This is a genomic window from Moorella sp. E306M (assembly GCF_006538385.1).
GTDB lineage: Bacteria > Bacillota > DSM-521 > Neomoorellales > Neomoorellaceae > Neomoorella.
Genome location: NZ_BJKO01000001.1, coordinates 1,142,795 through 1,164,950, shown reverse-complemented (window position 1 = coordinate 1,164,950; position 22,156 = coordinate 1,142,795). Strand labels below are relative to the sequence as shown.

General features: G+C 55.1%; 24 protein-coding genes. 21 read left to right on the top strand and 3 right to left on the bottom strand.

What is annotated here, in order from left to right; genetic code table 11:
* Nucleotides 1-190: 190 nt before the first annotated feature.
* Nucleotides 191-1,468: a DUF4829 domain-containing protein gene (locus tag FLZ89_RS06125; RefSeq protein WP_141304638.1), complete on the bottom strand. Its 1,278-nt coding sequence runs from the start codon at nt 1,466-1,468 to the stop codon at nt 191-193.
* 208 nt (nt 1,469-1,676) lie between these two features.
* On the opposite strand from FLZ89_RS06125, the gene FLZ89_RS06120 reads away from it, so the two are divergent.
* The 5 genes from FLZ89_RS06120 to FLZ89_RS06100 all read left to right on the top strand — a co-directional run bounded on the left by FLZ89_RS06120 (nt 1,677) and on the right by FLZ89_RS06100 (nt 5,783).
* Entirely contained in the window at nt 1,677-2,003 is a 327-nt protein-coding gene (locus FLZ89_RS06120) for a winged helix-turn-helix domain-containing protein (RefSeq protein ID WP_141263648.1), read from the top strand.
* Between the two features lie 52 nt (nt 2,004-2,055).
* The gene (locus FLZ89_RS06115; protein WP_141263649.1) at nt 2,056-2,976 is read left to right on the top strand and encodes a substrate-binding domain-containing protein; all 921 of its coding nucleotides are present in this window, start codon (nt 2,056-2,058) and stop codon (nt 2,974-2,976) included.
* A gap of 11 nt (nt 2,977-2,987) precedes the next feature.
* The gene (locus tag FLZ89_RS06110; protein WP_141263650.1) at nt 2,988-3,746 is read left to right on the top strand and encodes an ABC transporter permease; all 759 of its coding nucleotides are present in this window, start codon (nt 2,988-2,990) and stop codon (nt 3,744-3,746) included.
* Nucleotides 3,724-4,794 (top strand): ABC transporter ATP-binding protein, encoded by a 1,071-nt coding sequence (locus FLZ89_RS06105; protein ID WP_141304637.1) that lies wholly within the window; start codon nt 3,724-3,726, stop codon nt 4,792-4,794. The genes FLZ89_RS06110 and FLZ89_RS06105 overlap by 23 nt, the downstream gene beginning before the upstream one ends.
* A 308-nt stretch (nt 4,795-5,102) precedes the next feature.
* Nucleotides 5,103-5,783 (top strand): response regulator transcription factor, encoded by a 681-nt coding sequence (locus FLZ89_RS06100; protein WP_172613470.1) that lies wholly within the window; start codon nt 5,103-5,105, stop codon nt 5,781-5,783.
* On the opposite strand, the gene FLZ89_RS06095 is transcribed toward FLZ89_RS06100, so the two are convergent.
* A complete protein-coding gene (locus tag FLZ89_RS06095; RefSeq protein ID WP_141304635.1) occupies nt 5,784-6,065 on the bottom strand; it encodes a late competence development ComFB family protein in 282 nt (93 codons plus the stop codon).
* Between the two features lie 250 nt (nt 6,066-6,315).
* Between FLZ89_RS06095 and ispE the strand changes: the two genes are divergently transcribed.
* The 5 genes from ispE to FLZ89_RS06070 all read left to right on the top strand — a co-directional run bounded on the left by ispE (nt 6,316) and on the right by FLZ89_RS06070 (nt 11,237).
* The gene (ispE, locus tag FLZ89_RS06090; protein ID WP_141263654.1) at nt 6,316-7,173 is read left to right on the top strand and encodes a 4-(cytidine 5'-diphospho)-2-C-methyl-D-erythritol kinase; all 858 of its coding nucleotides are present in this window, start codon (nt 6,316-6,318) and stop codon (nt 7,171-7,173) included.
* A 107-nt stretch (nt 7,174-7,280) separates the two neighbouring features.
* Complete coding sequence (locus tag FLZ89_RS06085) at nt 7,281-7,991, top strand: GntR family transcriptional regulator (RefSeq protein WP_141264095.1); 711 nt, start codon at nt 7,281-7,283, stop codon at nt 7,989-7,991.
* A gap of 3 nt (nt 7,992-7,994) precedes the next feature.
* On the top strand, nt 7,995-8,738 hold the full coding sequence (locus FLZ89_RS06080; protein WP_141304634.1) for a nucleotidyltransferase family protein: 744 nt from the start codon (nt 7,995-7,997) through the stop codon (nt 8,736-8,738).
* A gap of 105 nt (nt 8,739-8,843) precedes the next feature.
* Nucleotides 8,844-10,226: a bifunctional UDP-N-acetylglucosamine diphosphorylase/glucosamine-1-phosphate N-acetyltransferase GlmU gene (glmU, locus tag FLZ89_RS06075; RefSeq protein ID WP_141304633.1), complete on the top strand. Its 1,383-nt coding sequence runs from the start codon at nt 8,844-8,846 to the stop codon at nt 10,224-10,226.
* Between the two features lie 63 nt (nt 10,227-10,289).
* On the top strand, nt 10,290-11,237 hold the full coding sequence (locus tag FLZ89_RS06070; protein ID WP_172613469.1) for a ribose-phosphate diphosphokinase: 948 nt from the start codon (nt 10,290-10,292) through the stop codon (nt 11,235-11,237).
* Here the strand turns inward: FLZ89_RS06070 and FLZ89_RS06065 are convergent.
* Nucleotides 11,234-11,896 carry a PRC-barrel domain-containing protein gene (locus FLZ89_RS06065; RefSeq protein WP_141304632.1) on the bottom strand — a complete coding sequence of 221 codons (663 nt, stop codon included), beginning with the start codon at nt 11,894-11,896 and terminating at the stop codon, nt 11,234-11,236. The genes FLZ89_RS06070 and FLZ89_RS06065 overlap by 4 nt on opposite strands.
* Nucleotides 11,897-11,995: 99 nt before the next feature.
* Between FLZ89_RS06065 and FLZ89_RS06060 the strand changes: the two genes are divergently transcribed.
* The 11 genes from FLZ89_RS06060 to yabQ all read left to right on the top strand — a co-directional run bounded on the left by FLZ89_RS06060 (nt 11,996) and on the right by yabQ (nt 22,139).
* The gene (locus tag FLZ89_RS06060) at nt 11,996-12,622 is read left to right on the top strand and encodes a 50S ribosomal protein L25 (RefSeq protein ID WP_141304631.1); all 627 of its coding nucleotides are present in this window, start codon (nt 11,996-11,998) and stop codon (nt 12,620-12,622) included.
* Nucleotides 12,623-12,626: 4 nt separating this feature from the next.
* On the top strand, nt 12,627-13,232 hold the full coding sequence (gene pth, locus FLZ89_RS06055; RefSeq protein WP_253256419.1) for an aminoacyl-tRNA hydrolase: 606 nt from the start codon (nt 12,627-12,629) through the stop codon (nt 13,230-13,232).
* A complete protein-coding gene (locus FLZ89_RS06050; RefSeq protein WP_141304630.1) occupies nt 13,229-13,639 on the top strand; it encodes a hypothetical protein in 411 nt (136 codons plus the stop codon). Before pth ends, FLZ89_RS06050 begins: the two co-directional genes overlap by 4 nt.
* A 144-nt stretch (nt 13,640-13,783) precedes the next feature.
* Nucleotides 13,784-17,338: a transcription-repair coupling factor gene (gene mfd, locus FLZ89_RS06045; protein WP_141263661.1), complete on the top strand. Its 3,555-nt coding sequence runs from the start codon at nt 13,784-13,786 to the stop codon at nt 17,336-17,338.
* Nucleotides 17,339-17,575: 237 nt separating this feature from the next.
* On the top strand, nt 17,576-18,127 hold the full coding sequence (spoVT, locus tag FLZ89_RS06040) for a stage V sporulation protein T (protein ID WP_141263662.1): 552 nt from the start codon (nt 17,576-17,578) through the stop codon (nt 18,125-18,127).
* An 82-nt stretch (nt 18,128-18,209) separates the two neighbouring features.
* Nucleotides 18,210-19,682 carry a nucleoside triphosphate pyrophosphohydrolase gene (mazG, locus tag FLZ89_RS16125; protein WP_141263663.1) on the top strand — a complete coding sequence of 491 codons (1,473 nt, stop codon included), beginning with the start codon at nt 18,210-18,212 and terminating at the stop codon, nt 19,680-19,682.
* 80 nt (nt 19,683-19,762) lie between these two features.
* Nucleotides 19,763-20,029, top strand: a complete 267-nt coding sequence (locus FLZ89_RS06030; protein ID WP_216363929.1) for an HU family DNA-binding protein — start codon at nt 19,763-19,765, stop codon at nt 20,027-20,029.
* A gap of 53 nt (nt 20,030-20,082) precedes the next feature.
* A complete protein-coding gene (locus FLZ89_RS06025) occupies nt 20,083-20,352 on the top strand; it encodes an RNA-binding S4 domain-containing protein (RefSeq protein WP_141263665.1) in 270 nt (89 codons plus the stop codon).
* 65 nt (nt 20,353-20,417) lie between these two features.
* Nucleotides 20,418-21,347 carry a SpoIID/LytB domain-containing protein gene (locus FLZ89_RS06020; protein ID WP_141263666.1) on the top strand — a complete coding sequence of 310 codons (930 nt, stop codon included), beginning with the start codon at nt 20,418-20,420 and terminating at the stop codon, nt 21,345-21,347.
* Between the two features lie 67 nt (nt 21,348-21,414).
* Complete coding sequence (gene yabP / locus FLZ89_RS06015; RefSeq protein ID WP_141263667.1) at nt 21,415-21,681, top strand: sporulation protein YabP; 267 nt, start codon at nt 21,415-21,417, stop codon at nt 21,679-21,681.
* Entirely contained in the window at nt 21,678-22,139 is a 462-nt protein-coding gene (yabQ, locus tag FLZ89_RS06010) for a spore cortex biosynthesis protein YabQ (RefSeq protein ID WP_141263668.1), read from the top strand. The genes yabP and yabQ overlap by 4 nt, the downstream gene beginning before the upstream one ends.
* Nucleotides 22,140-22,156 lie beyond the last annotated feature (17 nt).

Genomic DNA, 22,156 nt, shown 5'->3' with positions numbered 1-22,156 from the left:
ATCTATCATTAGAAAAAAAAATGGTCAATACCAAGTATGCAATACACATAATACATATAAAATATAATAATAAGAATACAAAATAATTACACAAAAAAGACCTAGCAGGGAGATGTTCCCGGCGATACCATAGCCGGGAACATCCTGTCCGGATGCAAGCAAAAACAGGTTTGCCTGAACCGAAAACCTCTTAGGGCCCCGTACCTATATCATCAATGCGCCAGCCGGTGGTCGGAGTTTCCCGCCGCAGGGTAATAAAACGAATCTGGCGGCCGCTGTCGTAGCTGATGACACGCCTGACGTTGATGTCTACTTCCACCACGTATTTCTTAACATCCGCCTGCTCTGACGATGGATCATGGTAGGGCTGTATACGGATCACTTTGGCCCGGGTGATGTTGTTTATTTCGTCGGCATCATTGGTAGCGTAGGAATAATTATAGAGGCGGTTGTTGTCCATGTTGCGGAACAGGTAACTTACCAGGCGCCGGCGCGTTTCCGTGGCATGAGCCGTACGGGGATCTTTGTTGTCTATGGCTTCGTAGTAGGTCTCAATAACTTTTTCCGGCGTCATCTGGCTGATCAGCTTCTCCTGGGGGTTATCATGGTCAATATACTGGTCTACCCACTCGCCCCAGGTTTTGCCGGTGATTTCCTCCAGCCGCCGGCCTTTAAGGGAACAGGCAAAGGCATAGTGCCGTCCGGCATCAAGCCAGGCTCCTATTATTTTCGGACCATCTTTAACAATAACGGCCCGGTTAGCCTCCTGGCGGGGAGCCATGAAAGCCGGCAGGGGCTCTTCGATTTTATAAAGGTTAACGGTGACGCTTTTACCCAGGTAGGGGCTGAGATCGAGGCCCACATCCTTACTCAGTTCATTGTTATAGGCATAGTAAAGGGAAACGGGATATTCCCCCGATTCATGGATAAACCTTTCGGGGAGGCGGCCGTTATAGCTTTTAATTTTATAGAAAACAGTCCACCCGTACTGTTTTAGAAAGGCGGCATCGGCCGGGTCGATGTCACTGGAGGCATCGGGGTATTCGGCCAGGGGAGCCAGTTTTGCGGCAAACTCCGCCGGTACCTGGCGCCAGCCGTCTTCCAATTTCAGGTAACCGGGGTTGTTATCTTGATGCCAGTAAGGATATTGCTTGCTGGCGATGGTTTCACCGTTTCTTATGTATTTGAAGGCAAGATAGTCCTTGCTGCCGTACCAAGATTTAGGTGGCGGGTCAATTTTGGGCAGCGGGCCGAGGAGATGTAAAAAGCGCTGGGTCAGTTGCTTGTCGACAAGGTTTATAGCCTGGCGGGGTTCTTCACCTGCCTGTGAGGTTACATAAAACTCCAGGCCGGTAATCTCATCCTTAAATTCATTAAAGGTAGCCGCTGTCTCTTTGCGGGTCTGGCAACCGCCCAGGATCAGGATGATGAAAACAGCCGCTAGAGATATGGATAAACCTCTCCGCATATATATTCTCCTTTATTTAGAATACCTATCATAAATTATAGACGTATTTTCCCAAATTAAGGTTCCCCACGGGGAAATAAGAATTATACTTTACCTGGAGCTATTGTACACCCAAAGCCGGAAGGTGCAAATAGTTTTTTACGATAAAAACCTTGACCGTGCTTTCTCGGAAATTTACAATTAAATATAGTTGTCCGAGGTGGAGAGTATGCGGGTACGTTATAAATTCTGGCTGGAAGACGGTGAGCATATTTTTGGCGAGGGCCTCTTTGAGCTTCTGCAGGAGATTGACCGGCGGGGTTCCATTAACCAGGCGGCCCGGAGCCTCAACATGTCCTACCGTCAGGCCTGGGGTCAGGTTAAAAAGGCGGAAGGCCGGCTGGGGGAAAGGCTCCTCTCTACCCGGGTGGGAGGTGAGACGGGAGGCGGAGCCGAATTAACGCCTGCCGGCAGGTGGTTTTTGCAGCGTTACAAGCAGTTTAGGCGCGATGCTGGGGAGGCCATTGAAGCAGCTTTTCAACGTCATTTTGGTTAATTTTTTTATACCAGCGCTATGCTGGGATAAACATAATGAGAGGGGATACATAATGGGAAAAATTACAAAATGTACCGCTGCCTTACTCGCCTTGGGTTTCCTCCTGGTAGTCGTGACAGGCGGTTGCGGCCGGGCTGTCAGGCAGGAAAACAACCAGCCTGCCCCTGTGTCCAATAAGGATACTGCTCAAGGGCACGCCAAAAAAGACCTGATTCTGGCAACCACTACCAGTACCATGGACAGCGGCTTACTCGATGTCCTGATCCCAATATTTGAGCAAAAAACTGGCTATACCGTTAAGCCCAATGCCGTCGGTTCGGGACAGGCCCTGGCCATGGGCGACCAGGGCAATGCCGATGTGCTCCTCGTCCACGCCCCGGCGGCCGAAATGGAGCTGGTAAAAAAGGGGACGGTTATTAACCGCCAGCTGGTCATGCATAATGATTTCATTGTTGTTGGCCCCCCCGGTGACCCGGCCGGGATTAAAGGGGTCAAAAAGGCGGCGGATGCTTTTAAGGAGATTGCCGCTAAACAAGCCATCTTTATCTCCCGGGGCGACGATTCCGGCACCCATAAGATGGAGAAAAGCCTCTGGCAGGCAGCCAATATTAAACCGGAAGGTAAATGGTACCAGGAGGCCGGATCCGGTATGGGGCAGACCTTAAACATCGCATCTGAAAAAGGCGGCTACACCCTGACGGACCGTGCCACTTACCTCGCGTTGAAGAAGAACCTTAAACTGGACATCATGGTGGAGGGCGATAAGGCTTTGCTGAATATTTACCATGTCATGCAGGTGAACCCGGATAAATTCCCGGGGATGGCCATTAACAGCGAAGGGGCCAGCGCCTTTGTGGACTTCATGATAGCCCCGGAGACGCAGAAGATCATCGGCGACTTTGGCAAAGATAAATTCGGCCAGCCCCTCTTCTTTCCCGATGCCGGTAAAGATGAAAATACCCTGGGCCAGTAAGGGGATAAACTGTGGATGTAGTCTGGCAGGGATTGGTACAAGCCTTCTATTTACTAATTAGCCTGGACCCTGGGGTTATTGAAGTGGTAGCCCTGACCCTCAAGGTTTGTGGCCTGGCTACCGCCGTTAGCGTTTTCCTGGGGGTCCCCGTGGGCACTTTCCTGGCTCTGAAGGAATTTCCCGGCCGCCGGCTCATCGTCAGCCTGGTCAATACCGGCATGGGCCTGCCGCCGGTAGTCGTTGGTCTCTGGGTGAGTTTTCTCCTCTGGCGCAGCGGCCCCCTGGGCCGGCTGGGGCTCATTTATACCCCGGCAGCCATGGTAATTGCCCAGGCATTTATTGCCGCCCCCCTGGTAACCGGCCTGACCATGGCTGCCATCCAGCAGTTGCCGGTCAAACTTAAGACCCAGGTCCTGGCCCTGGGGGCTTCACCGAGGCAGTTTTACTGGACCCTCATCAAAGAAGCCCGCCTGGGCATCCTGGCGGCCATTATTGCCGGTTTCGGCGCGGTTATTTCCGAGGTAGGGGCAGCAATGATGGTTGGCGGGAACATCATGCACCAGACCCGGGTCCTGACCACGGCCACGGTAATGGAGGTGTCCAGGGGACATTTTGATATTGCCATGGCCCTGAGCTTTATCCTCCTGGGCCTGGCCTTCAGCATCACAGTCCTCCTGACCCTTTTACAGCAGAGGACGCGGGTTGTACCGGACGGCAGGAAGAATTTATACCGCGGGGGGAAGTTCGATGGGTATCAGCATCCGGGCTGAAGGACTGCGGGTCAGCAAGGGCGGGCGTGAGGTTCTGGCCGTTGATAACCTGGAAATCGGTTGGGGAGAGGTATGGGGCCTTATCGGCCCCAACGGTGCCGGTAAAAGCACCCTGCTCCAGGTCCTGGCCTTACTGGAAGAGCCGGATAGCGGCAGCATTTTCTTCGATGGGCAAAAAATCGATTACCACCGGGCTCTCTCCTGGCGCCGGCAGTTGGCGGTGGTTTTCCAGGAGGCCTTGTTACTGGATACGACAGTCTTTAACAACGTAGCTGTGGGCCTGCGTTTCCGGGGTATTCCCTGGCCGGTAGTAAAGGAGCGGGTTGAACGCTGGCTGGAAGTTCTCCGGATCAGCCACCTGGCCGGCCGGCCGGCCAGGCGGCTTTCTGGCGGTGAAGCCCAGCGAGTCAGCCTGGCCAGGGCTTTTGCCCTGGAGCCGCGGGTCCTTTTCCTGGATGAACCCTTTGCCGCCCTGGATGCTCCCACCAGGAGCGCCCTGCTGGAAGAACTCCACCTTATCCTGCGGCAGACGAGGATTACGGCCATTTTTGTTACCCACGATTTTACCGAGCTGCCTTTCCTGGCGGACCGCGTGGCGGCCCTCCAGGGGGGGCGAATTGTCCAGAGCGGTAGCCCGGAAAATATTCTCCGGCAGCCGGCCAGTGTGGAGCTGGCAGCCTTTGTCGGCATAACCAACCTCCTGCCGGGTGAAGCGCGCTTAAACGGCAGCGGCCCCGTCCAGGTCCGCCTCCAAGGGGGGATGACCATCCTGGCCGGTACGCGCGTGGGTGGGCGGGTGGTAGCCTGCCTGCGGCCGGAAGAAATAATTATTCAGGGTGTTAATGCTGCTGTGCCACTGGCTAACAACCTGCGGGGGCGGATCAAGCACATTATACCTCAGGGGGGCCTGTATCGGATTGAACTCGACTGCGGCCTGCCTTTGGTGGCCCTGGCCGGGGCTTCCCAGCTGCGCCAGGGCTGCCTGCAGCCTGGAGGAGAAGTTCTGGCCACCTTCCCGCCGGAAGCCGTGCACCTGATTCCGGCGTAGTCGGCACTGCCGCATGTCATTGCCCCTTGACCCGCCGTACTTTATTGTAAGGAAACTGCAAATAAATAAGACCCTTATGCCACTAACGCGGCACCAGCAGAAGGATGAAAATAACGGGCAGGCATTTGTTTGGAGCGAGCAAAAACAATGCTAGCCTGGAGCGAAGTTATTTTCAGGGTAGAAATGCAGGTAGCGGGGAAACAGCGTCTTTTTTTGGCCTGACTGGTTGTTTACGAAGATTTGTTTTACTAACTCTTGCAGGCTTTTAATTAACTACGCTATAATAGGCGCGAAAGGCGGTGAGGGCAGTGCCCAAGGTGCTGATTGTTGATGATGAACCGGCGATCCTGGAGCTGGTATCCTTTAACCTGCAACAGGCGGGTTTTACTACCGTAACGGCCAGTGACGGAGCGGAGGCCCTGCAAAAGGCGGCCAAGGAAAAGCCGGATCTTATTATTTTAGATGTAATGTTACCTAAGGTGGACGGCTTTGAAGTATGCCGCAGCCTGAGGGCCAGGGGCAATACTCCCATCCTTATGCTTACAGCCCGCCGGGAAGAGATAGATCGGGTCCTGGGGCTGGAACTGGGAGCCGATGATTACCTCACCAAGCCCTTCAGTCCCCGGGAGCTGGTGGCCCGGGTACGCGCTATATTGCGACGGGCGGCAGAAAACCAGCGCCAGCCGGACGAAATCATCACCATCGGTGATGTGGTGATTAACCCGGCCAGCCATGTGGTCACGGTAAAGGGTAAACCCGTAGATTTGACCCTGAAGGAGTACCAGCTCCTGCACCTGCTGGCGGAAAACCGAGGGCGGGTTTTCAGCCGGGAAGCACTGCTGGAACGCCTCTGGGAAGGTGAATATTACGGCGATACACGTACCATCGATGTTCATATCCGCCATTTGCGGGAAAAAATAGAAGAAAACCCCAGCAACCCGCAATACATTCTTACCGTCCGGGGTGTGGGGTATAAATTTCGCGATTAATTAGCGGTCGTGTCGGGGAGCTTCTTTGACCTTCATTATTGCCTGGGTAAGGGCGCGGTAAATATCGGCCCGGTGCTGGGCTTCCAGCATGGCCAGTTTGGAGTAAATTGCGCCTTTTTCCCGGACTGCATAACGGGGCGGCAACTGGTTTAAAGCCAGGGCTACTATATCGAGACGACAGGTGTCACAGCGGCAGGCTTGAGGCTCTTGGTCCAGGACCTGGTCCAGCAGCTCCCATACACAGTCCTCCATATAGTTCTTTAAAAAGAGTTCTTTGGCCATTGGCTTCTCTTTCCACCTTTCAACCGGCAATTATGTTTTTGTTTTTAGCCTAAATAATATTCGCCTTAACCATTTTCCTTCCTTCTTTTCCCCTGGATTTAAATATTAAAATAACGCGACTATTACTGGTATACCTACTTGCCCCTCTGGTGAGAATAGCTGTAGTCCTCAAAAGAGGAATTAGCGTTGCAATGCCTAATAATACCTAATAATTACTTGGCAAAAAATTTAATTAAGGAGATGCCTTTTTTTGGATGCCCTGAAAGTGCGGGCTTATGGTAAAATAAATCTGACCCTAAAGGTCCTTGACCGCCGGCCGGACGGTTTCCATAACTTAAGCACCATTTTTCAGGTTATTGCCCTGCAGGATACCCTGACCTTCAGCCGGTGCCCTGAGGGTATTAACCTTGAAGTTAAGGGGGCACCTCTTCCGGCCGGTCCCGACAACCTGGTTTACCGGGCAGCCGCCTTACTTCAACAGCGGTATGGTTTTCCGGGTGTGCGCATTACCCTCACTAAAAGGATTCCCCTGGCGGCTGGCCTGGCCGGGGGCAGTAGCGATGCGGCGGCGACGTTACTGGGGCTTAATTACCTGTATAATCTGGGTCTGACACCCGGGCAGTTAGCCCGGGAAGGGGCCAGGCTCGGGTCGGATGTACCTTTTTGCGTCCTGGGAGGCACGGCCCTGGGCCGGGGCCGGGGGGAGGAATTATATCTTTTACCGCCGGCTCCCAGGCTCTGGCTGGTACTGGTGAAACCTCCCTTTGGCGTCAGCACGGCAGCTGTATATCAGGGCTGGGATGCCGCCCCCTCCCGGCAGAACCCGGAACCCCCTGATGAGGAAAAGGCTCTGGCGGCCTTAAGGGCTGGTGACCGGGAGCAGCTTGTAAGGGCGCTGGGCAATGACCTGGAGATAGTGACCTGCCGGCTGTACCCGGAGGTGATGGCCATTAAATTAAGCCTTGTGGCCGCCGGGGCGGAACGGGCTGTCTTGTGCGGCAGCGGCCCTACGGTCTTCGGGGTGGCTCCCGACCGGGAGACGGCCATTAACATTGCTTCCCGGCTGCGGCAAACTTACCCGGAGACAATAGTAACCTGCACTTTATAGGAGGGGCCGCTTGAATGAGCTGAGGGCAGAGGCGCTCTGCCATGGTTCTGGACGAAGTTTTGCGAGGGGGGGTATATTTGGTAAACGGCTATGACAAAGGTGGTACAATGAAGAATCTCCTCAACGGGAAACTGGAAAACTATAAACCCTTACGGGAAATAGTGTTTGAGGCTTTACGGGAAGCCATTATCAACGGCCAGCTAAAAGCCGGCGAAAGGCTTATGGAAGTCCAGCTGGCGGAAGAAATGGGTGTCAGCCGGACTCCTGTCAGGGAAGCAATTCGCAAGCTGGAGCTGGAAGGTTTCGTCGTCATGGTCCCCCGCAAGGGAGCTTATGTGGCCGACCTTTCTACCAAGGATATTGCCGATGTTTTTGAGATTCGTTCCGCCCTAGAGGCCCTGGCCGCCGCTCTGGCCTGCGAACGTATTACGGAAGAAGAGTTGGAAGAACTGGAACGCCTGTTAATAAAAGTAGCTGATTGTGTAGCGGCCGAGGACCTGGAGGCCCTCATTGTGGTTGACACCCAGTTCCATGATGTCCTGTACCGGGCCAGCCGTAATGACCGCCTGGTACAAATTATCAATAACCTGCGGGAACAAATCCAGCGTTTCCGTACCACCTCCCTGGGAACGCCGGGCCGGATGCGGGAAACCCTGGAAGAACATAAACAACTGGTGGAAGCTATTACCGCCCGCAACGTGGAACTTGCCAGGCGCCTAGCCCAGGAACACATCGAAAATGCCGAGAATCGGATGATGGAGGCCATCCGGGAAGAAATGCGTGCCAGCAGCAGCCCTAAAAATAAAAGAGGGGGTTAAAGGTTGGAGGTAGATGCTGTTATCCTCGCCGGGGATCAAGAAGGCCGGTCCCTGTTACCTGTTGGTTCTCGGCCCATAATTGCCTGGGTGGTGGAAGCTCTCCTGGCTTCGGGCCGCATCCGCAGACTGGTAGTTGCCGGTCCGCCGGAACTTGCTTCGGCCCTCCCTCCTGATGTTACCCTTGTCCCTGCGGGGCGGACGGCTGTAGACAGCGCCTTGAACGGGGCGGCAGCCTTTCCGGAAGCCGAATGGCTGCTTCTGGTTACCGCCGATATTCCCTTGCTGAAGCCCGAGGCAGTCAGGGACTTCCTGGACCGTTGCCGGGAACGGCCGGCCGATTTTTATTACCCCATCGTCAGCCGGGAATGCAATGAGGCCAGCTACCCCGGGGTAGAGCGCACCTATGTCCGCCTGCGCGATGGAACCTTCACCGGCGGTAATATGGTTTTAATAAAGGCCCCGGCCTTACTTACCTGTGCCCGCCGGGGCCGGGAACTGGTAAGATTGCGCAAGAGCCCCCTGGCTTTAAGCCGGCTGATAGGTCTTAAGTTTATAGTAAAGTTTTTAACGCACCGCTTAACCATTGCCGAGGCAGAAAAGCATTTCTCCCGCCTGCTGGGAGCCCGGGGGGTAGGGATAATCTCCCCGTATCCCGAAATCGGTATTGACGTTGATAAGGAAAGCGACCTGGAACTCGCCAGGAGGGTTTTAGGCAGTAGGCCGAAGGAGTTTTTCGTAGAGGGCTAACGTCTCCCCCTACGAAACAATGAAAATTTATTGGGTGTTATGATGGGGACATATCCCTACCAGAAGGCACCGTTTTTGGCAGAACCCTGATTTGGAGGAGATCCAATGGCCGAAACAGTTGCCGTTATCCTGGCCGCCGGCCAGGGGAAACGGATGCATTCCCGGCTGCCCAAGGTGCTCCATCGTGTAGCCGGGCGCAGTCTTTTAGAACACGTCCTGGCGGCAACCAGGGAAGCCGGCATCGAGGATAACATCATCGTCATAGGCCATGGGGCCGGGGAAGTCAAAGCAGCCCTGGGAACGGAGCAGAAATACGCCTTCCAGGAGCAGCAACTGGGCACCGGCCATGCCCTGGCCCAGGCCCGGGAGGCTGCAGGGGAAGCTGCTACTATTCTGGTCCTGTGTGGCGATACCCCCCTGATCAGGCCGGCTACTTTAACCGGGCTGTTACAGCAGCACCGGGATACGGGAGCCGCTGTTACAATCCTATCGGCCAGGATTGCCGATCCCACCGGCTACGGCCGCATTATCCGCGACGGGCAGGGGCGGGTCAAGGGTATAGTCGAAGAAAGGGATGCCACCCCGGCCGAGAAGGCGATTAATGAAATCAATACCGGTATTTATTGTTTTGCTGCCGCCTTTCTCTGGCCGGCCTTGACCCGGTTAAAACCTGATAACGACCAGGGTGAATATTACCTTACCGACGCCGTGGCCCTAGCCGTAAGCCAGGGACTCCGGGTCGAGACGCTTGTTGCCGGGGACGCCGAGGAGGTCCTGGGGGTCAATGACCGCGCCCAGCTAGCAGCAGCCGGGGCCGTTTGGCGGCGCCGGATCAATGCCGCCCATATGCAGAGCGGAGTAACTATCATCGATCCGGAAACGACTTATATAGACGTCACGGTAACCATTGGCCGGGACACAATTATTTATCCGGGTACCTTCCTTGAGGGGAATACTATTATTGGTGCCGGATGCTGCCTGGGCCCCGGTACTACCATTCGGGACAGCCAGGTAGGTGATGGTAGTACCATAATCCACGCCGTAGTCCTGGAAAGCACTATTGGCCCGGGCTGCCAGATAGGCCCTTTTGCTTATTTGCGGCCGGGGACTATCCTGGAAGCATGCGTTAAGGTGGGAGACTTTGTCGAAATTAAAGCTACGCGGGTTGGCCGGGGTTCCAAGGTGCCGCACCTGACTTACCTGGGTGATGCTACCGTGGGTAGGGAGGTAAATATAGGCGCCGGGACCATTACCTGCAATTACGACGGCCGGCAAAAGTGGCCGACGATTATTGAAGACGGGGCTTTCATTGGCAGTAATACCAACCTGGTTGCCCCCGTCAGGGTAGGGGCCGGGGCCCTGATAGGTGCCGGCTCTACCATTACCGAAGATGTACCGGCCGGGTCCCTGGCCCTGGCCCGGGAAAAGCAGGTTAATTTACCCTCCAGGGGTAAAAAAGGCGAAGAAAAAAGGCAGGAAAAAAGGTAAAAAAGGCGAAGTAAATACAGCGTTAAACCTTTCCCCTGGAACCTGGAGGTTATTAAAAAGAAAATGGAAACAGAGAGCGCACGTTTAAAAATCTTTAGCGGCAATGCCAACCCCGAGCTGGCCCGGGAGATTGGCGCCTACCTGGGCGTACCTCTGGGCGCGGCCAAGGTTAGCCGTTTCAGCGATGGTGAAATCAGTATCGCTATCGATGAGAGCGTTCGGGGCGAGGATGTCTTTGTCATCCAGCCCACCTGTGAGCCCGTCAATGATAACCTGATGGAACTTTTAATCTTGATTGATGCTTTGCGGCGTGCTTCAGCCTGGCGCATTACAGCGGTGGTACCTTATTATGGCTATGCCCGTCAGGAACGCAAGACCCGGGCCCGGGACCCCATCTCGGCCAAGCTGGTAGCCAATTTGATTACTGCTGCCGGTGCCGACCGGGTACTGACCATGGACCTCCATGCGGCGGCCATCCAGGGTTTCTTTGACATCCCGGTTGACCACCTGACGGCAGTACCAATACTTGCCGATTATTTCAACAGTAAGGGCTTTGACCGGGCTATAGTCGTCTCTCCGGACCTGGGAGGGGTGACCCGGGCGCGAAATTTTGCCGAACGCATCGGAGCCGAAATTGCCATTATCGACAAGCGGCGTCCGGCACCCAATGTGGCTGAGATTATGAATCTCATCGGTGATGTTAAAAATAAAACGGTCATCATGATCGATGACCTCATCGATACGGCGGGGACCATTTGCCAGGGGGCCGGGGCTTTAATGGAGCACGGCGCCAGGGCTGTGTACGCCTGCTGTACCCACCCTGTACTTTCCGGGCCGGCCCTGGAACGCCTGGCCGCAGCACCGCTGCAGGAAGTAGTCGTTTGCAATACCATTCCCGTACCGGAAAGCAAGGAAATGGCCCGGCTGCGGCGCCTTTCAGTAGCCCCCCTCCTGGGCGAAGCCATTATCCGCATCCACAAGGACCTGTCCGTCAGTAAACTTTTCGATTAGTTCCTATCCTCGGGGGGCGGATCGCCGTTTTTTTTGCGGCTAAAGGGCAGGCGTTGGCGGTAACGGTTAAAGACCTCCGCTGCCCGGCGGGTAACCCCGCAGGCGTCCTGGAAGGCTTTGGCGGCACCGGCGGAGGTTTCCTGCCATTTGACGTTTAACAGGCCCCCGGGTTTCTGGAGGAATTCTTCGGCCCCTGCCCTGGCTATCAGGGCGTCGCGACCGCAGGTGATGATTTGAGTGGTTTCGAGGCTCCTGGTTCCATGGAGGAGGCCGCTTTTAATATCCAGGTAATAAATCTTGCCGTCCTGGGGGTCGAAACGAAAGTCATCTACGGTACCCATGACGGTACCATCCTCTGTAATAACCCTGGCACCCAGCAGGGGGAGGGGATGTTTGGCCAGGACTTCCAGTTCTGGCAGGGAACTTAATTTCACTACGGCACTGGCCTGGTCTACGGTGACGGCATGGTTACCGACGCTTTTAACATGGCTATAAGGGATTACCGGTTGCTCCTTGAACCATCCTTTACGGTCAACAGTGAAAGCAGCAATGATCATTTTTTGCTGGTCAATTAAGAGGCGCTTGATGCGCCCCAGCTGGTGGCCGTCGGCCAGGCTGACTACGGGCATACCCATGAGCTTCTTGCTGGTATAAAACATCCTTCTCACCTCCCGGCTTATAACATGCTTATTCAGCCGGCAGGGGGTTTATGCTGTTTCCAGGTAGGCTAAACTTAAATACTGAAAGGAGTTGGGAATATGCAAACCCAGACACTGTTTGTAGAAGTGCGGCCTGACACTGGTAAACAGACGGCCAGGCGTTTACGCCGGCAGGGTAAATTACCCGGGGTTATTTATGGGAAAAAAGCCGGTAATATACCTCTGGCCATTCCCCTGAAAGAGCTGGAACGGCTTCTCGCCCGGGAAGGGGAAAATGCTTTACTGAAGGTAATCGTCACCGGGAACGGGAAAGAAAAAGAATTTGCCGCGGTAATCAGGGAGGTTCAGCGTCACCCCATCAAAGGTGTAATTACCCATGCGGACCTTTACCAGATCTCCCTGGATGAAAAAATCAGGGCTACTGTACCGGTCATCCTGGAAGGGGAAGCTAAAGGTGTGGAACAAGGCGGTATCCTCCAGTACGGCTTGCGGGAGGTAGAGGTTGAGGGCCTGCCCGCCGACCTGCCGGAGGTTATAACTGTTGATATTAGTAACCTTGGCGTGGGAGAACACCTGGAGGTGGCTGACATTAAAGCACCGCCGGGGGTAAAAATTCTTTCCGAACCGGATGCCGTAATTGCCACGGTGGTAAGTACCCGGGCCGTGGAAGCTGAAGAAGGCGCTGGAGCGCCGGTGGGAGAAGGAGAAACACCGGTAGCGGAATAAGCCGGTGAAGACAACTGGAGTTGGGGGCGCTAATTTGCCGGTGCAGATGGTGGTGGGCCTGGGCAATCCCGGGCTCAGTTATGAGGCGACCCGGCATAATGCGGGTTTTATGGTCCTTGATCTCCTGGCCGACGAACTGGGAATTGACTTTAATTCCAGCCAGCACCAGGCGCTCATCGGCCGGGGGATGGTCGGGGAAAGGCGGGTCCTCCTGGTCAAACCCCAGACCTATATGAATAATAGCGGTCGGGCCGTAGCCCCCCTGGCGCGCTGGTACGGTATCGCCCCGGCTGAAATGGTAATTGTTCACGATGACCTGGACTTGGCGCCGGGGCGGATGCGTATCAGGCCTGCGGGCAGTTCCGGGGGGCACCGCGGCTTGCAGTCGATTATCAACGCCCTGGGGACTACGGCCGTACCAAGATTAAAAATAGGTATTGGCCGGCCCCAAGAGGGGCAAAATGTAGTTGACTATGTGTTACAGCCCTTCAGTGAAGAAGACTGGGCCCTGGTGAGCCCGGTCCTCCTGAAGGCGGCCCGGGCCCTCCGTTTCCTCCTGGAAGGAGGGGAACTGGAGGAGGCCATGAATCGTTTTAATATTAAACCATGATTTTTCTTCAAACCTTAATGGCAGGCCTTCTGGCGGCCCTGGTAGCCTGGGGGGTTAATTACGTTCTCCTGGGGCCGAGGTTGAATAATAGAGCCATCTTCCTCACTTTTATAGGGCCCTTTGGAGAAGAGACCCTAAAGACTGGCCTGGGCCTTTTGACAGGGGCTTCCCTGGCCGGTGTGCATGCCGTGTTTGGTTTCGCTGAAGCCGCCTGGGAGCTGGCCAGTACATCTCCGGCCAAAAAACGTGGCAAGCTAAAACCAGCCCTGGCGGCTGTGGCAGGCCATTCTTTTTTTGGCTTGCTGGTATCCCTGGCTTTCGCTCGTTCCGGCCGGGCCGACGTAGCCCTGGCCACCGGTTTCCTGGCTCACCTGGCCTGGAACCGGCTAATTTTAGCCCTGCATTAATTTTACAATACAATCAAAACTTGACTTCTTTCCCGGGGGCAGAATATAATAAATACCGGATGAGGAGTGTTGTGAAGAAAAGGCCCTGGAAAAGGGCCTTTTCTTAATCAACAAAGGCTTGTTTGCTGGTTGGAGTGCATATAAATGTATAATTATGGTATATTGCAAATTGTCAGAGATAGTTCTCAATTTCACAGCATAGTAAAAGGCTTGAACCAGGGCCTGGCGGAGCAACAGCTCTACGGACTCCCGGAAGGCCTAAAGGGGCTGTGGCTGGCAGCCATGCTCCTCGATTACCATCCAATCCTGGTGGTTACAGCAGGGAGCGATGAAGCCGGGCGCCTGGTAGCCGACATCGATTCCTTCTGGCCGGGTTCAGGCACCTGCTTTCTACCGGCGAAGGAACTCCTTCCGGTAGAGGTATACGCCCACAGCCCGGAACTGGAGGGCCAGCGCCTTAAGGCCCTGACGGATATGGTCGGCGGGCGGATGCGACTCCTAGTGGTTCCGGTGGATGCTTTGCTCCAGAAGCTGCCGCCGCCGGAAATTTTAAAGGAGGCCCTTCTCTCCCTGGAAATCGGCCAGACCATTAATCGCGAGGCTCTCCTGGAGAGGTTAATTGCCCTCGGTTACCGGCGGCAGGAAGTAGTCGAAGCCCCAGGCCAGATGGCCGTCCGGGGGGGCGTTATTGACATCTATCCCCCGGGTGCCGGGGAACCGGTACGTTTAGAATTATTTGGCGATGAGATTGATTCTCTTCGTTTTTTTAATCCGGATACCCAGCTGTCGGTGGCAGAGACGCGGGCCGTAACCATCGGGCCGGCCCGGGAGGTTCTCCCTCCCCAGGATATAAAGCCCGGGCTGGAGGCTTTGCAGGCCGAGTTTTCCCAGACCTATACTGCCTTGCGCAACCGCCAGCCCCAGGCAGCCCGGGAGTTAAAAGAGAGAATCCAGAATTTAATGGCCCGGCTGGAGATGGGAGACTGGCCGGAAGGTATTGACCAGCTCCAGGCCCTTTTCTACCCGCGTCTGGCCACCCTTTTCGATTACTTCTCGCGCCCACCCCTGGTGGTTCTCGATGACCCGGCACGTTTGCAGGAAGAAATGCGCCGGCGGGAACAGCAACGCTTAGGGGTTTTTACCGAAATGCTGGCCGGCGGCCTGGCTTTACCCTCCCAGGGGGAGGCCTACCTGGAAACGGATGAATTGGAGCGTCTTTTCAGTTGCCACCAGCGCCTCTATTTTTCCCTCTTACCCCGGCGGGCGCCGGGGACCAGCCCCCGGCAGGCCATGGGTGTTGGCGCCCAGTCCATCCCGGCCTTTCAGGGGCGGATGAATTTATTGGTTGACGAACTCAGTCGCTGGCGGCGGGATGGCTACCGTACCATCTTTATGGTAGCCGACCCGGAGCGGATGGCCAGTTTGCGCCAGGCCCTGGCCGATCAGGGTATAGGCAGCCAGGTTCTGGATGAAGTGGCTGCCGTTCCCGGGAACGGGCAAATACTTTTTGTGTCCGGACGCCTGCACCAGGGCTTTTCCTGGCCCGAGATGCGGCTGGCGGTACTGGGGGACACGGAAGTTTATGGCGGGGTTAAAAGGCCGCGACGGCTCAAGGTGGCCATGGAAGGTAGCAAAATCACTTCTTTTAGCGATCTCCGGGAAGGTGATTACGTTGTCCATGTTCACCATGGCATTGGCCGTTACCTGGGCCTGAAGCAGCTGGAGGTAGGAGGTATTAAAAAAGACTACCTCCTCATCCAGTACGCCGGCCAGGACCGCCTCTATGTGCCCATTGACCAGGTTTCCCTGGTACAAAAGTACGTAGGGGCCGAAGGTCATGTACCGCGTTTGTACCGCCTGGGAGGCAATGAATGGCATAAGGTTAAGAGCCGGGTCCAGGAAGCTGTCCAGGCCATGGCCGAGGAATTGCTGGAGCTCTACGCCAAACGGGAGGCTATCCCCGGCTATGCTTTTTCACCCGATACGCCCTGGCAGCGGGAATTTGAAGAGGCCTTTCCCTATACCGAGACGCCGGACCAGCTCAAGGCCATCGCTGAGGTGAAGGCGGATATGGAGAGGCCCCGGCCCATGGACCGCCTTCTCTGCGGCGATGTCGGTTATGGTAAGACGGAGGTGGCCATGCGGGCGGCCTTTAAAGCCGTCATGGACGGCAAGCAGGTGGCCGTCCTGGTGCCGACAACCATCCTTGCCCAACAGCACTATAATACCTTTAAGGCACGCTTTGAGAATTTCCCGGTAAAGATAGCCGTCCTGAGTCGCTTTTGTTCACCCGGGGAGCAAAAGCGGGTTGTTAAGGCTTTAAAAAGGGGCGAGGTGGATATTGTCATTGGCACCCACCGCCTGTTGTCCGGTGATGTCTCCTTCAAGGACCTGGGTCTGGTCATCATTGATGAAGAACAGCGCTTTGGCGTGGCCCATAAAGAGAAGTTAAAGAAACTGCGTTACAGCGTCGATGTCCTGACCATGACGGCTACCCCTATTCCGCGCACGCTGCACATGGCCCTGGCCGGTGTTCGCAACATGAGCCTGATTGAAACACCGCCGGAAGACCGCTTTCCCGTCCAGACCTATGTGGTTGAATACAGCCCGGAGCTGGTGCGAGAGGCCATCCGGAGGGAACTGGACCGTGGCGGCCAGGTTTACTTTGTTCACAACCGGGTGGCCGATATTGATCGCTTCGCCTATCACGTCCAGCAGCTGGTACCGGAAGCCCGGGTGGGAGTGGGTCACGGCCAGATGGAGGAAAGGGAGCTGGAAAAGATCATGCTGGACTTTATCGAAGGCCGTTACGATGTGCTTGTCTGTACTACCATTGTGGAAAATGGCCTCGATATCCCCAACGTCAATACCCTAATTGTCGATGAGAGCGATAGTTTCGGCCTGGCCCAGCTTTACCAGCTCCGCGGCCGGGTAGGCCGGAGCAACCGCCTGGCCTATGCTTATTTCACCTACCGGCCGGACAAAGTCCTGGGTGAAGTGGCCGAAAAGCGCCTGGCTGCCATACGGGAGTTTACCGCCCTTGGCTCCGGGTATAAAATTGCCCTCAGGGACCTGCAAATCCGGGGCGCAGGGAACCTCCTGGGACCCGAACAGCATGGCCACATGCTGGCCGTGGGCTTTGATCTCTACTGCCAGCTCCTGGAGGAGGCCGTGCAAAAACTAAAACGCCAGCGTGGCGAAGCCGTACCGGAAACAAGACAGACGGCAGCACCGCCGGCGGCTCCCGTAGAATTAAGCGTGGATACTTTCTTAAGTGACGAGTATATCCCTGATGCCGCCTTGAAGATGGAAATCTACCACCGCTTAATGGCGGCCAGGGATTTAAACGAAGTCGAAGCTATTGCCAGCGAAATGGAAGACCGCTTTGGCCGACCGCCGGCCGCGGCGGAAAATCTTTTGGGCCTTGCCCGGGTACGCCTCCTGGCCCAGGAAGTTGGAGTAAGCAGCGTCCACCAGAAGGGCAGGGAAGTAGAATTGAATTTTGGTCAGCGTCACGACCTGCGGGGCGAAAGGCTGATGCACCTGACCAAGTATTTTCCCCGCAAGCTCTCTTTTTCATCTGCTGGCGGTTTGACCATCAAGGTGCGAACGGCGGGCCTGGACCAGCAGGGGTTGCTGGCCTTGCTGGAAGATGTCCTGACCAGGATTAAATACCTGGTCGCGGAAGCGGCGGGCTGAAGCAGCCGTGATGCTGGCCAACAGGGTTTATGTCGGCAGCCAGGTGACTGCCCGGGGGCGAATGGAAGCTTTCCGTAAATTTTAGTATTTGCCCGGGAGCCGGATTTTATCCATGGTACCAGTTATAGAAAAGGCAGGGAAAAAATGAATAAACCATCCGCGTGGATTATATACTAACATTGAAAGCTAATTCTTGAAAGGGTTACCCGGAAAAGGGTAAAGGGGGGATAGATAGCAGTGAAAGCAACAGGCATTGTACGGCGTATTGACGATCTAGGACGCGTGGTAATACCCAAGGAAATCAGGCGCACCCTGCGGATTCGCGAAGGTGATCCACTGGAAATCTTCGTTGATCGCGAAGGCGAGGTAATTTTAAAAAAATACTCGCCCATTGGTGAGCTTGGAGACTTTGCCAAAGAATACGCAGATTCGCTCCATGAAGCTATCGGGCATATAGCCTGTATTGCTGACCGGGACAACATTATTGCGGTGGCCGGTGCCCCCAAAAAGGAATTCCTGGATAAACCCATTGGTCCTGCCGTGGAAAAGGTCATGGAAGACCGGAAACCTGTCCTGATTAATTCCCCAACAGAAGAGTGGTTCCCCATTGACGGCGAAGGAGAGGCCTATAAATTTACTGCCGAAGTGATTGCTCCCATAATTGCCGAGGGCGATCCCATCGGGGCGGTAATTATCTGTTCCCGGGAGCCGGGTGTGAAAATGGGGGATATGGAGCTAAAGCTGGCCGAGACGGCGGCAGGTTTCCTGGCCAAACAAATGGAACAATAGCGCGGCGCCCAGGCGCCGCTTTTTTTTTGGCCGGGTGTTGTGGTACAATAAAACGGTATACTTTTCCTGTGAGGCGAGGTAGATGGCAGGCAAGGTTATTATCGCCGGCATGGGACCAGGTGACCCGGCCCAGGTGCCGCCGGCAGTCCTGGAGATCCTCAAAGGTGTGGACAAGATATACTTGCGGACAGGGCGGCATCCGGCAGTAGCGGCTTTAGAAGAGCGGGGATTGCAGTGGGAAACCTTTGATAGCTATTATGATCAGGCGGGAGATTTTGAGGAACTTTACCAGCTGATAGTTACTACCTTACTTAATGAGGCCAGAAACAAAGAGCTGGCCTACGTCGTACCGGGACATCCCCTGGTGGCCGAAAGGAGTGTAACCCTGCTCCTGGAAGCTGCCCCCGCATCCGGAGTAGATACCCGGGTAATACCGGCCATGAGCTGCCTGGATGCCCTGTATGCCACTCTGCGCCTTGACCCCACCCGGGGCTTAACTGTAACCGATGCCCTGACTTTGACGGTAGATGGACTGGACCCCGGCCTGGGACTTATAGTTACCCAGGTTTACAACCAGCGGATAGCCTCCGACACCAAATTGACCCTTATGGGCCTTTACCCGGATGAATATCCGGTAACGGTGATTCGGGGTGCCGGCCTGCCCGGGGAAGAACAGGTGGCAACGGTACCGCTCTATGCCATCGACCGTCTGCCCTGGATTGATCACCTTACCAGCATTTACCTGCCACCCTATCCGGAGGGGCGGGACCGGACCCTGGCGGGGCTGAAAGCCATTATGGCCAGGCTTCGCGGCGAAGGAGGTTGCCCCTGGGACCGGGAACAGAGTCACCAATCTCTTAAACGTTACCTTATTGAAGAAGCCTATGAAGTCCTGGAAGCCATTGATAGCGGCGATATGCATAAACTGTGTGAGGAGTTGGGAGACTTACTGCTACAGGTAGTCTTCCATGCCCGGCTGGCTGAGGAAACCGGCGATTTTACCCTGGCTGACTGCCTGGAAGCTATCTGTGCCAAGATGCGTCGCCGCCATCCCCATGTTTTTGGTACGGCTATTTTAAATACAGCCGGGGAGGTGCTGGCTCGCTGGGATCAAATTAAGGCGGCCGAAAAGAAAAGCAACGGGGAAGAGGAACCTTCCGTATTAAGTGTACCCCGGGGCCTGCCGGCCCTCATGAAGGCCCTGAAGATTCAGGAGCAGGCAGCCCGGGTGGGTTTTGACTGGAGTGACGTAACCGGTGTTTGGGCCAAAGTAGAGGAAGAGTTGGAAGAATTAAGAGACGCAGTGGCCGGTGAAAAGCACCGGAAACAGGCTGCTGAAATGGGAGATGTGCTTTTCGCCCTGGTGAACCTGGCCCGCTGGCTCGGGGTGGAGCCGGAAGCTGCTTTACAGGCTGCTGTTGCTAAATTTATGCAACGTTTTCAGTATATCGAGAGGAGGGCCCGGCAAAAAGGACTGGATGTTGAAGGGCTTTCCCTGGCAGAGATGGATGCTTTGTGGGAAGAAGCAAAAAAAATCAAGGAAAATAATAGTTAATGCAGGAGATTGTTGGATTATAGCGAATAAATGTGAACAAGGGCATAACCGATAAGCAGGAGGGATGACAATTGAATAAGATGGACTTAGTTGCCAGCGTGGCAGAAAAAACCGATCTGACTAAAAAAGAAGCTGAAAAGGTAGTCAGCGCTGTACTGGCCAGCATCGAAGAAGCCCTGGCCCAGGGCGACAAGGTTCAGCTTGTCGGCTTTGGAACCTTTGAGATCAAGGAAAGAGCCGCCCGGGTAGGGCGCAACCCCCGGACCGGCGAGGAAATCGAAATTGCGGCCACGCGGGTGCCGGTTTTCAAACCCGGCAAGGCATTGAAGGAAGCTGTGGCCAAATAAATGCGGTGAGGGAAATCAGGCATCAGGCCTGATTTTCTGTTTGGAGGTCCATCATGCGCCTGGATAAGTTCCTGAAGGTCTCCCGGTTAATCAAGAGGCGGACTTTGGCCAAGGAAGTGTGTGACGGCGGCGGGGTAGAGGTGAACCGCCGACCGGCCAAGGCCGGTACAGAAGTAAAACCCGGCGATATTATAACCTTGAAGCTGGGCAACCGCTGGCAGACGGTAGAAGTGCTGGCCACGCCGGAAAGTATAGCTGCCGACCGGGCTAAAGAAACCTACCGGGTTCTGGCAGAAGGCAAAACTGAGACCGGCGAGCCCTAACTGGATGCATAGCCATGAATGCTTCCTGCTTATACTAAGGAAAAACCTGAAAGGCAGGAGCAAGCATGGCGTTAAGGCGTAAAGTTATAGCAGGTATAGTCGGGCTATTGTTCTTAAGCCACTTTCTGGGAGGTTGCCGGGCACCGGCCAGGCGACCGGCGGCCGAAGAACCCACCATCTCCCTTTATGTTAACCAGACCGGCGAGGTTAAAAGGTTAAAAATAGAAGAATACCTGCCCGGCGTAGTAGCGGCGGAAATGGAGCCCACCTGGCCCCTTAACGCCCTGGCGGCCCAGGCAATAATTGCCCGGACCTTTACTGTGAAAAAGATGCAGGAGGGCGGTGTCAAGGCCCACGGGACCGATGCCTCCACCAGCGTGGAGGAGTTCCAGGCTTACAACCCTGCCAGGGTCAACGATAATGTTCGCCGGGCAGTAGAAATGACCCGCGGCCAGGTAATAAAATATAAGGGGAACTACATCAATGCCTGGTTTTATGCTTCCGGCGGCTCCCGGACGGCTGCTTCAGCCGTAGAAGGGTTAAATTTCCGTCAAGAACCGGCACCGTACATCCAGAGTGTCCCTGACCCGGGAATGGCCATCACTACGCCGGAGAATAAAAGCTGGACGGCGACCTTCAGTACTGCCGAAGTGGCCGCGGCAGTAAGAAAAGTTACCGGCCAGGACCCGGGACCTATTACGTCGGTAAGTATTGCCGCCAAAGGCCCTTCGGGCCGGGCTACCCAGTTAAAGGTCGGTAAGCTTACAGTTGATGCCCCCGCCCTGCGCCTTGCCCTGGGCAATGACCGCCTGCGTTCGACCCTGCTGACGGGTATAACCGCCGGCAATGGTCGGGTAACCTTCAAGGGCGAGGGCTACGGCCACGGCGTGGGTATGAGTCAGTGGGGGGCCAAAGCCCTGGCCGAACAGGGCAAATCACCCCAGGAGATTATTAAATACTTTTTTAAAGATGTGGAGCTGGTCAAGGCCTGGTAGCCGGCCAGCTTTTTTATTACTTTTTTACCCTTCTCCTTCATAAAAATAAAGGAGGGGGGATGGCGTTATGGCCGACGGGCAGCACCAGCTCACCATTATCAACCGGCAAAAACTAGTTATCAGCGGAGTCCTCCATGTTCTTAATTACGATGAAGAAGAAATACTCGTGGAAACAACCATGGGACTTCTCTCTGTTAAGGGCAAAGATTTTAATATCAGCAATTTGAGCTTAGAGACAGGTAATCTTGAGGCCAGCGGTACCGTAAATAACCTTTGTTATAGCGAGGGAAAGGGCGCCAGGGGTAAGGGTTTGCTCCAGCGCCTGCTTAAATGATCCCTGTACTGGAGCAGTGGCAGATATTTCTGGCGCTGTGCGGGGCAGGGCTTCTGCTGGCTTTCGCCTTTGATTGTTACCGCGTCGGCCGCTATTTCTGGCGGCCGGAACGTTTGTGCACCCATATAGGCGATGCCTTGTTCTGGCTAATTTTTACCGTGCTAACCTTTATTTTGCTGATGCTAATTAACTGGGGTGAGATACGGGCCTATGTTTTCCTGGCCCTGGGCCTGGGCTTCGCTCTCTATACCGGTTTCTTAAGCCGGGGAACGCGCCGCCGGTTATACACTGGTGGGCGTCTCCTGGCCGGGATGATAGCCTCCGGCCGCCATTTTATAAGGCAGACATTTCTTATTGTTATTATTCCGGGGCGGCTGATTTTTAGGTGGGTAGGGTTCCCTGTCGCAGCCTTGAAACTTTTCCTGCGCCGCCATCACCCTGGTGGTCCGCCACCATAATTATTTTTACCACCGGG

Bases quoted from the DNA above. Each gene is read 5' to 3' on its own strand.
- glmU (WP_141304633.1), top strand. From the start codon at position 8,844: ATGGCCGAAACAGTTGCCGTTATCCTGGCCGCCGGCCAGGGGAAACGG.
- FLZ89_RS06050 (WP_141304630.1), top strand. From the start codon at position 13,229: ATGATTTTTCTTCAAACCTTAATGGCAGGCCTTCTGGCGGCCCTGGTA.
- FLZ89_RS06120 (WP_141263648.1), top strand. From the start codon at position 1,677: ATGCGGGTACGTTATAAATTCTGGCTGGAAGACGGTGAGCATATTTTT.
- FLZ89_RS06070 (WP_172613469.1), top strand. From the start codon at position 10,290: ATGGAAACAGAGAGCGCACGTTTAAAAATCTTTAGCGGCAATGCCAAC.
- FLZ89_RS06115 (WP_141263649.1), top strand. From the start codon at position 2,056: ATGGGAAAAATTACAAAATGTACCGCTGCCTTACTCGCCTTGGGTTTC.
- yabP (WP_141263667.1), top strand. From the start codon at position 21,415: ATGGCCGACGGGCAGCACCAGCTCACCATTATCAACCGGCAAAAACTA.
- FLZ89_RS06095 (WP_141304635.1), bottom strand. From the start codon at position 6,065: ATGGCCAAAGAACTCTTTTTAAAGAACTATATGGAGGACTGTGTATGG.
- yabQ (WP_141263668.1), top strand. From the start codon at position 21,678: ATGATCCCTGTACTGGAGCAGTGGCAGATATTTCTGGCGCTGTGCGGG.
- FLZ89_RS06025 (WP_141263665.1), top strand. From the start codon at position 20,083: ATGCGCCTGGATAAGTTCCTGAAGGTCTCCCGGTTAATCAAGAGGCGG.
- FLZ89_RS06020 (WP_141263666.1), top strand. From the start codon at position 20,418: ATGGCGTTAAGGCGTAAAGTTATAGCAGGTATAGTCGGGCTATTGTTC.
- FLZ89_RS06060 (WP_141304631.1), top strand. From the start codon at position 11,996: ATGCAAACCCAGACACTGTTTGTAGAAGTGCGGCCTGACACTGGTAAA.
- FLZ89_RS06085 (WP_141264095.1), top strand. From the start codon at position 7,281: ATGAAGAATCTCCTCAACGGGAAACTGGAAAACTATAAACCCTTACGG.
- FLZ89_RS06030 (WP_216363929.1), top strand. From the start codon at position 19,763: ATGGACTTAGTTGCCAGCGTGGCAGAAAAAACCGATCTGACTAAAAAA.
- mfd (WP_141263661.1), top strand. From the start codon at position 13,784: ATGTATAATTATGGTATATTGCAAATTGTCAGAGATAGTTCTCAATTT.
- FLZ89_RS06125 (WP_141304638.1), bottom strand. From the start codon at position 1,468: ATGCGGAGAGGTTTATCCATATCTCTAGCGGCTGTTTTCATCATCCTG.
- mazG (WP_141263663.1), top strand. From the start codon at position 18,210: ATGGCAGGCAAGGTTATTATCGCCGGCATGGGACCAGGTGACCCGGCC.
- FLZ89_RS06065 (WP_141304632.1), bottom strand. From the start codon at position 11,896: ATGTTTTATACCAGCAAGAAGCTCATGGGTATGCCCGTAGTCAGCCTG.
- FLZ89_RS06105 (WP_141304637.1), top strand. From the start codon at position 3,724: ATGGGTATCAGCATCCGGGCTGAAGGACTGCGGGTCAGCAAGGGCGGG.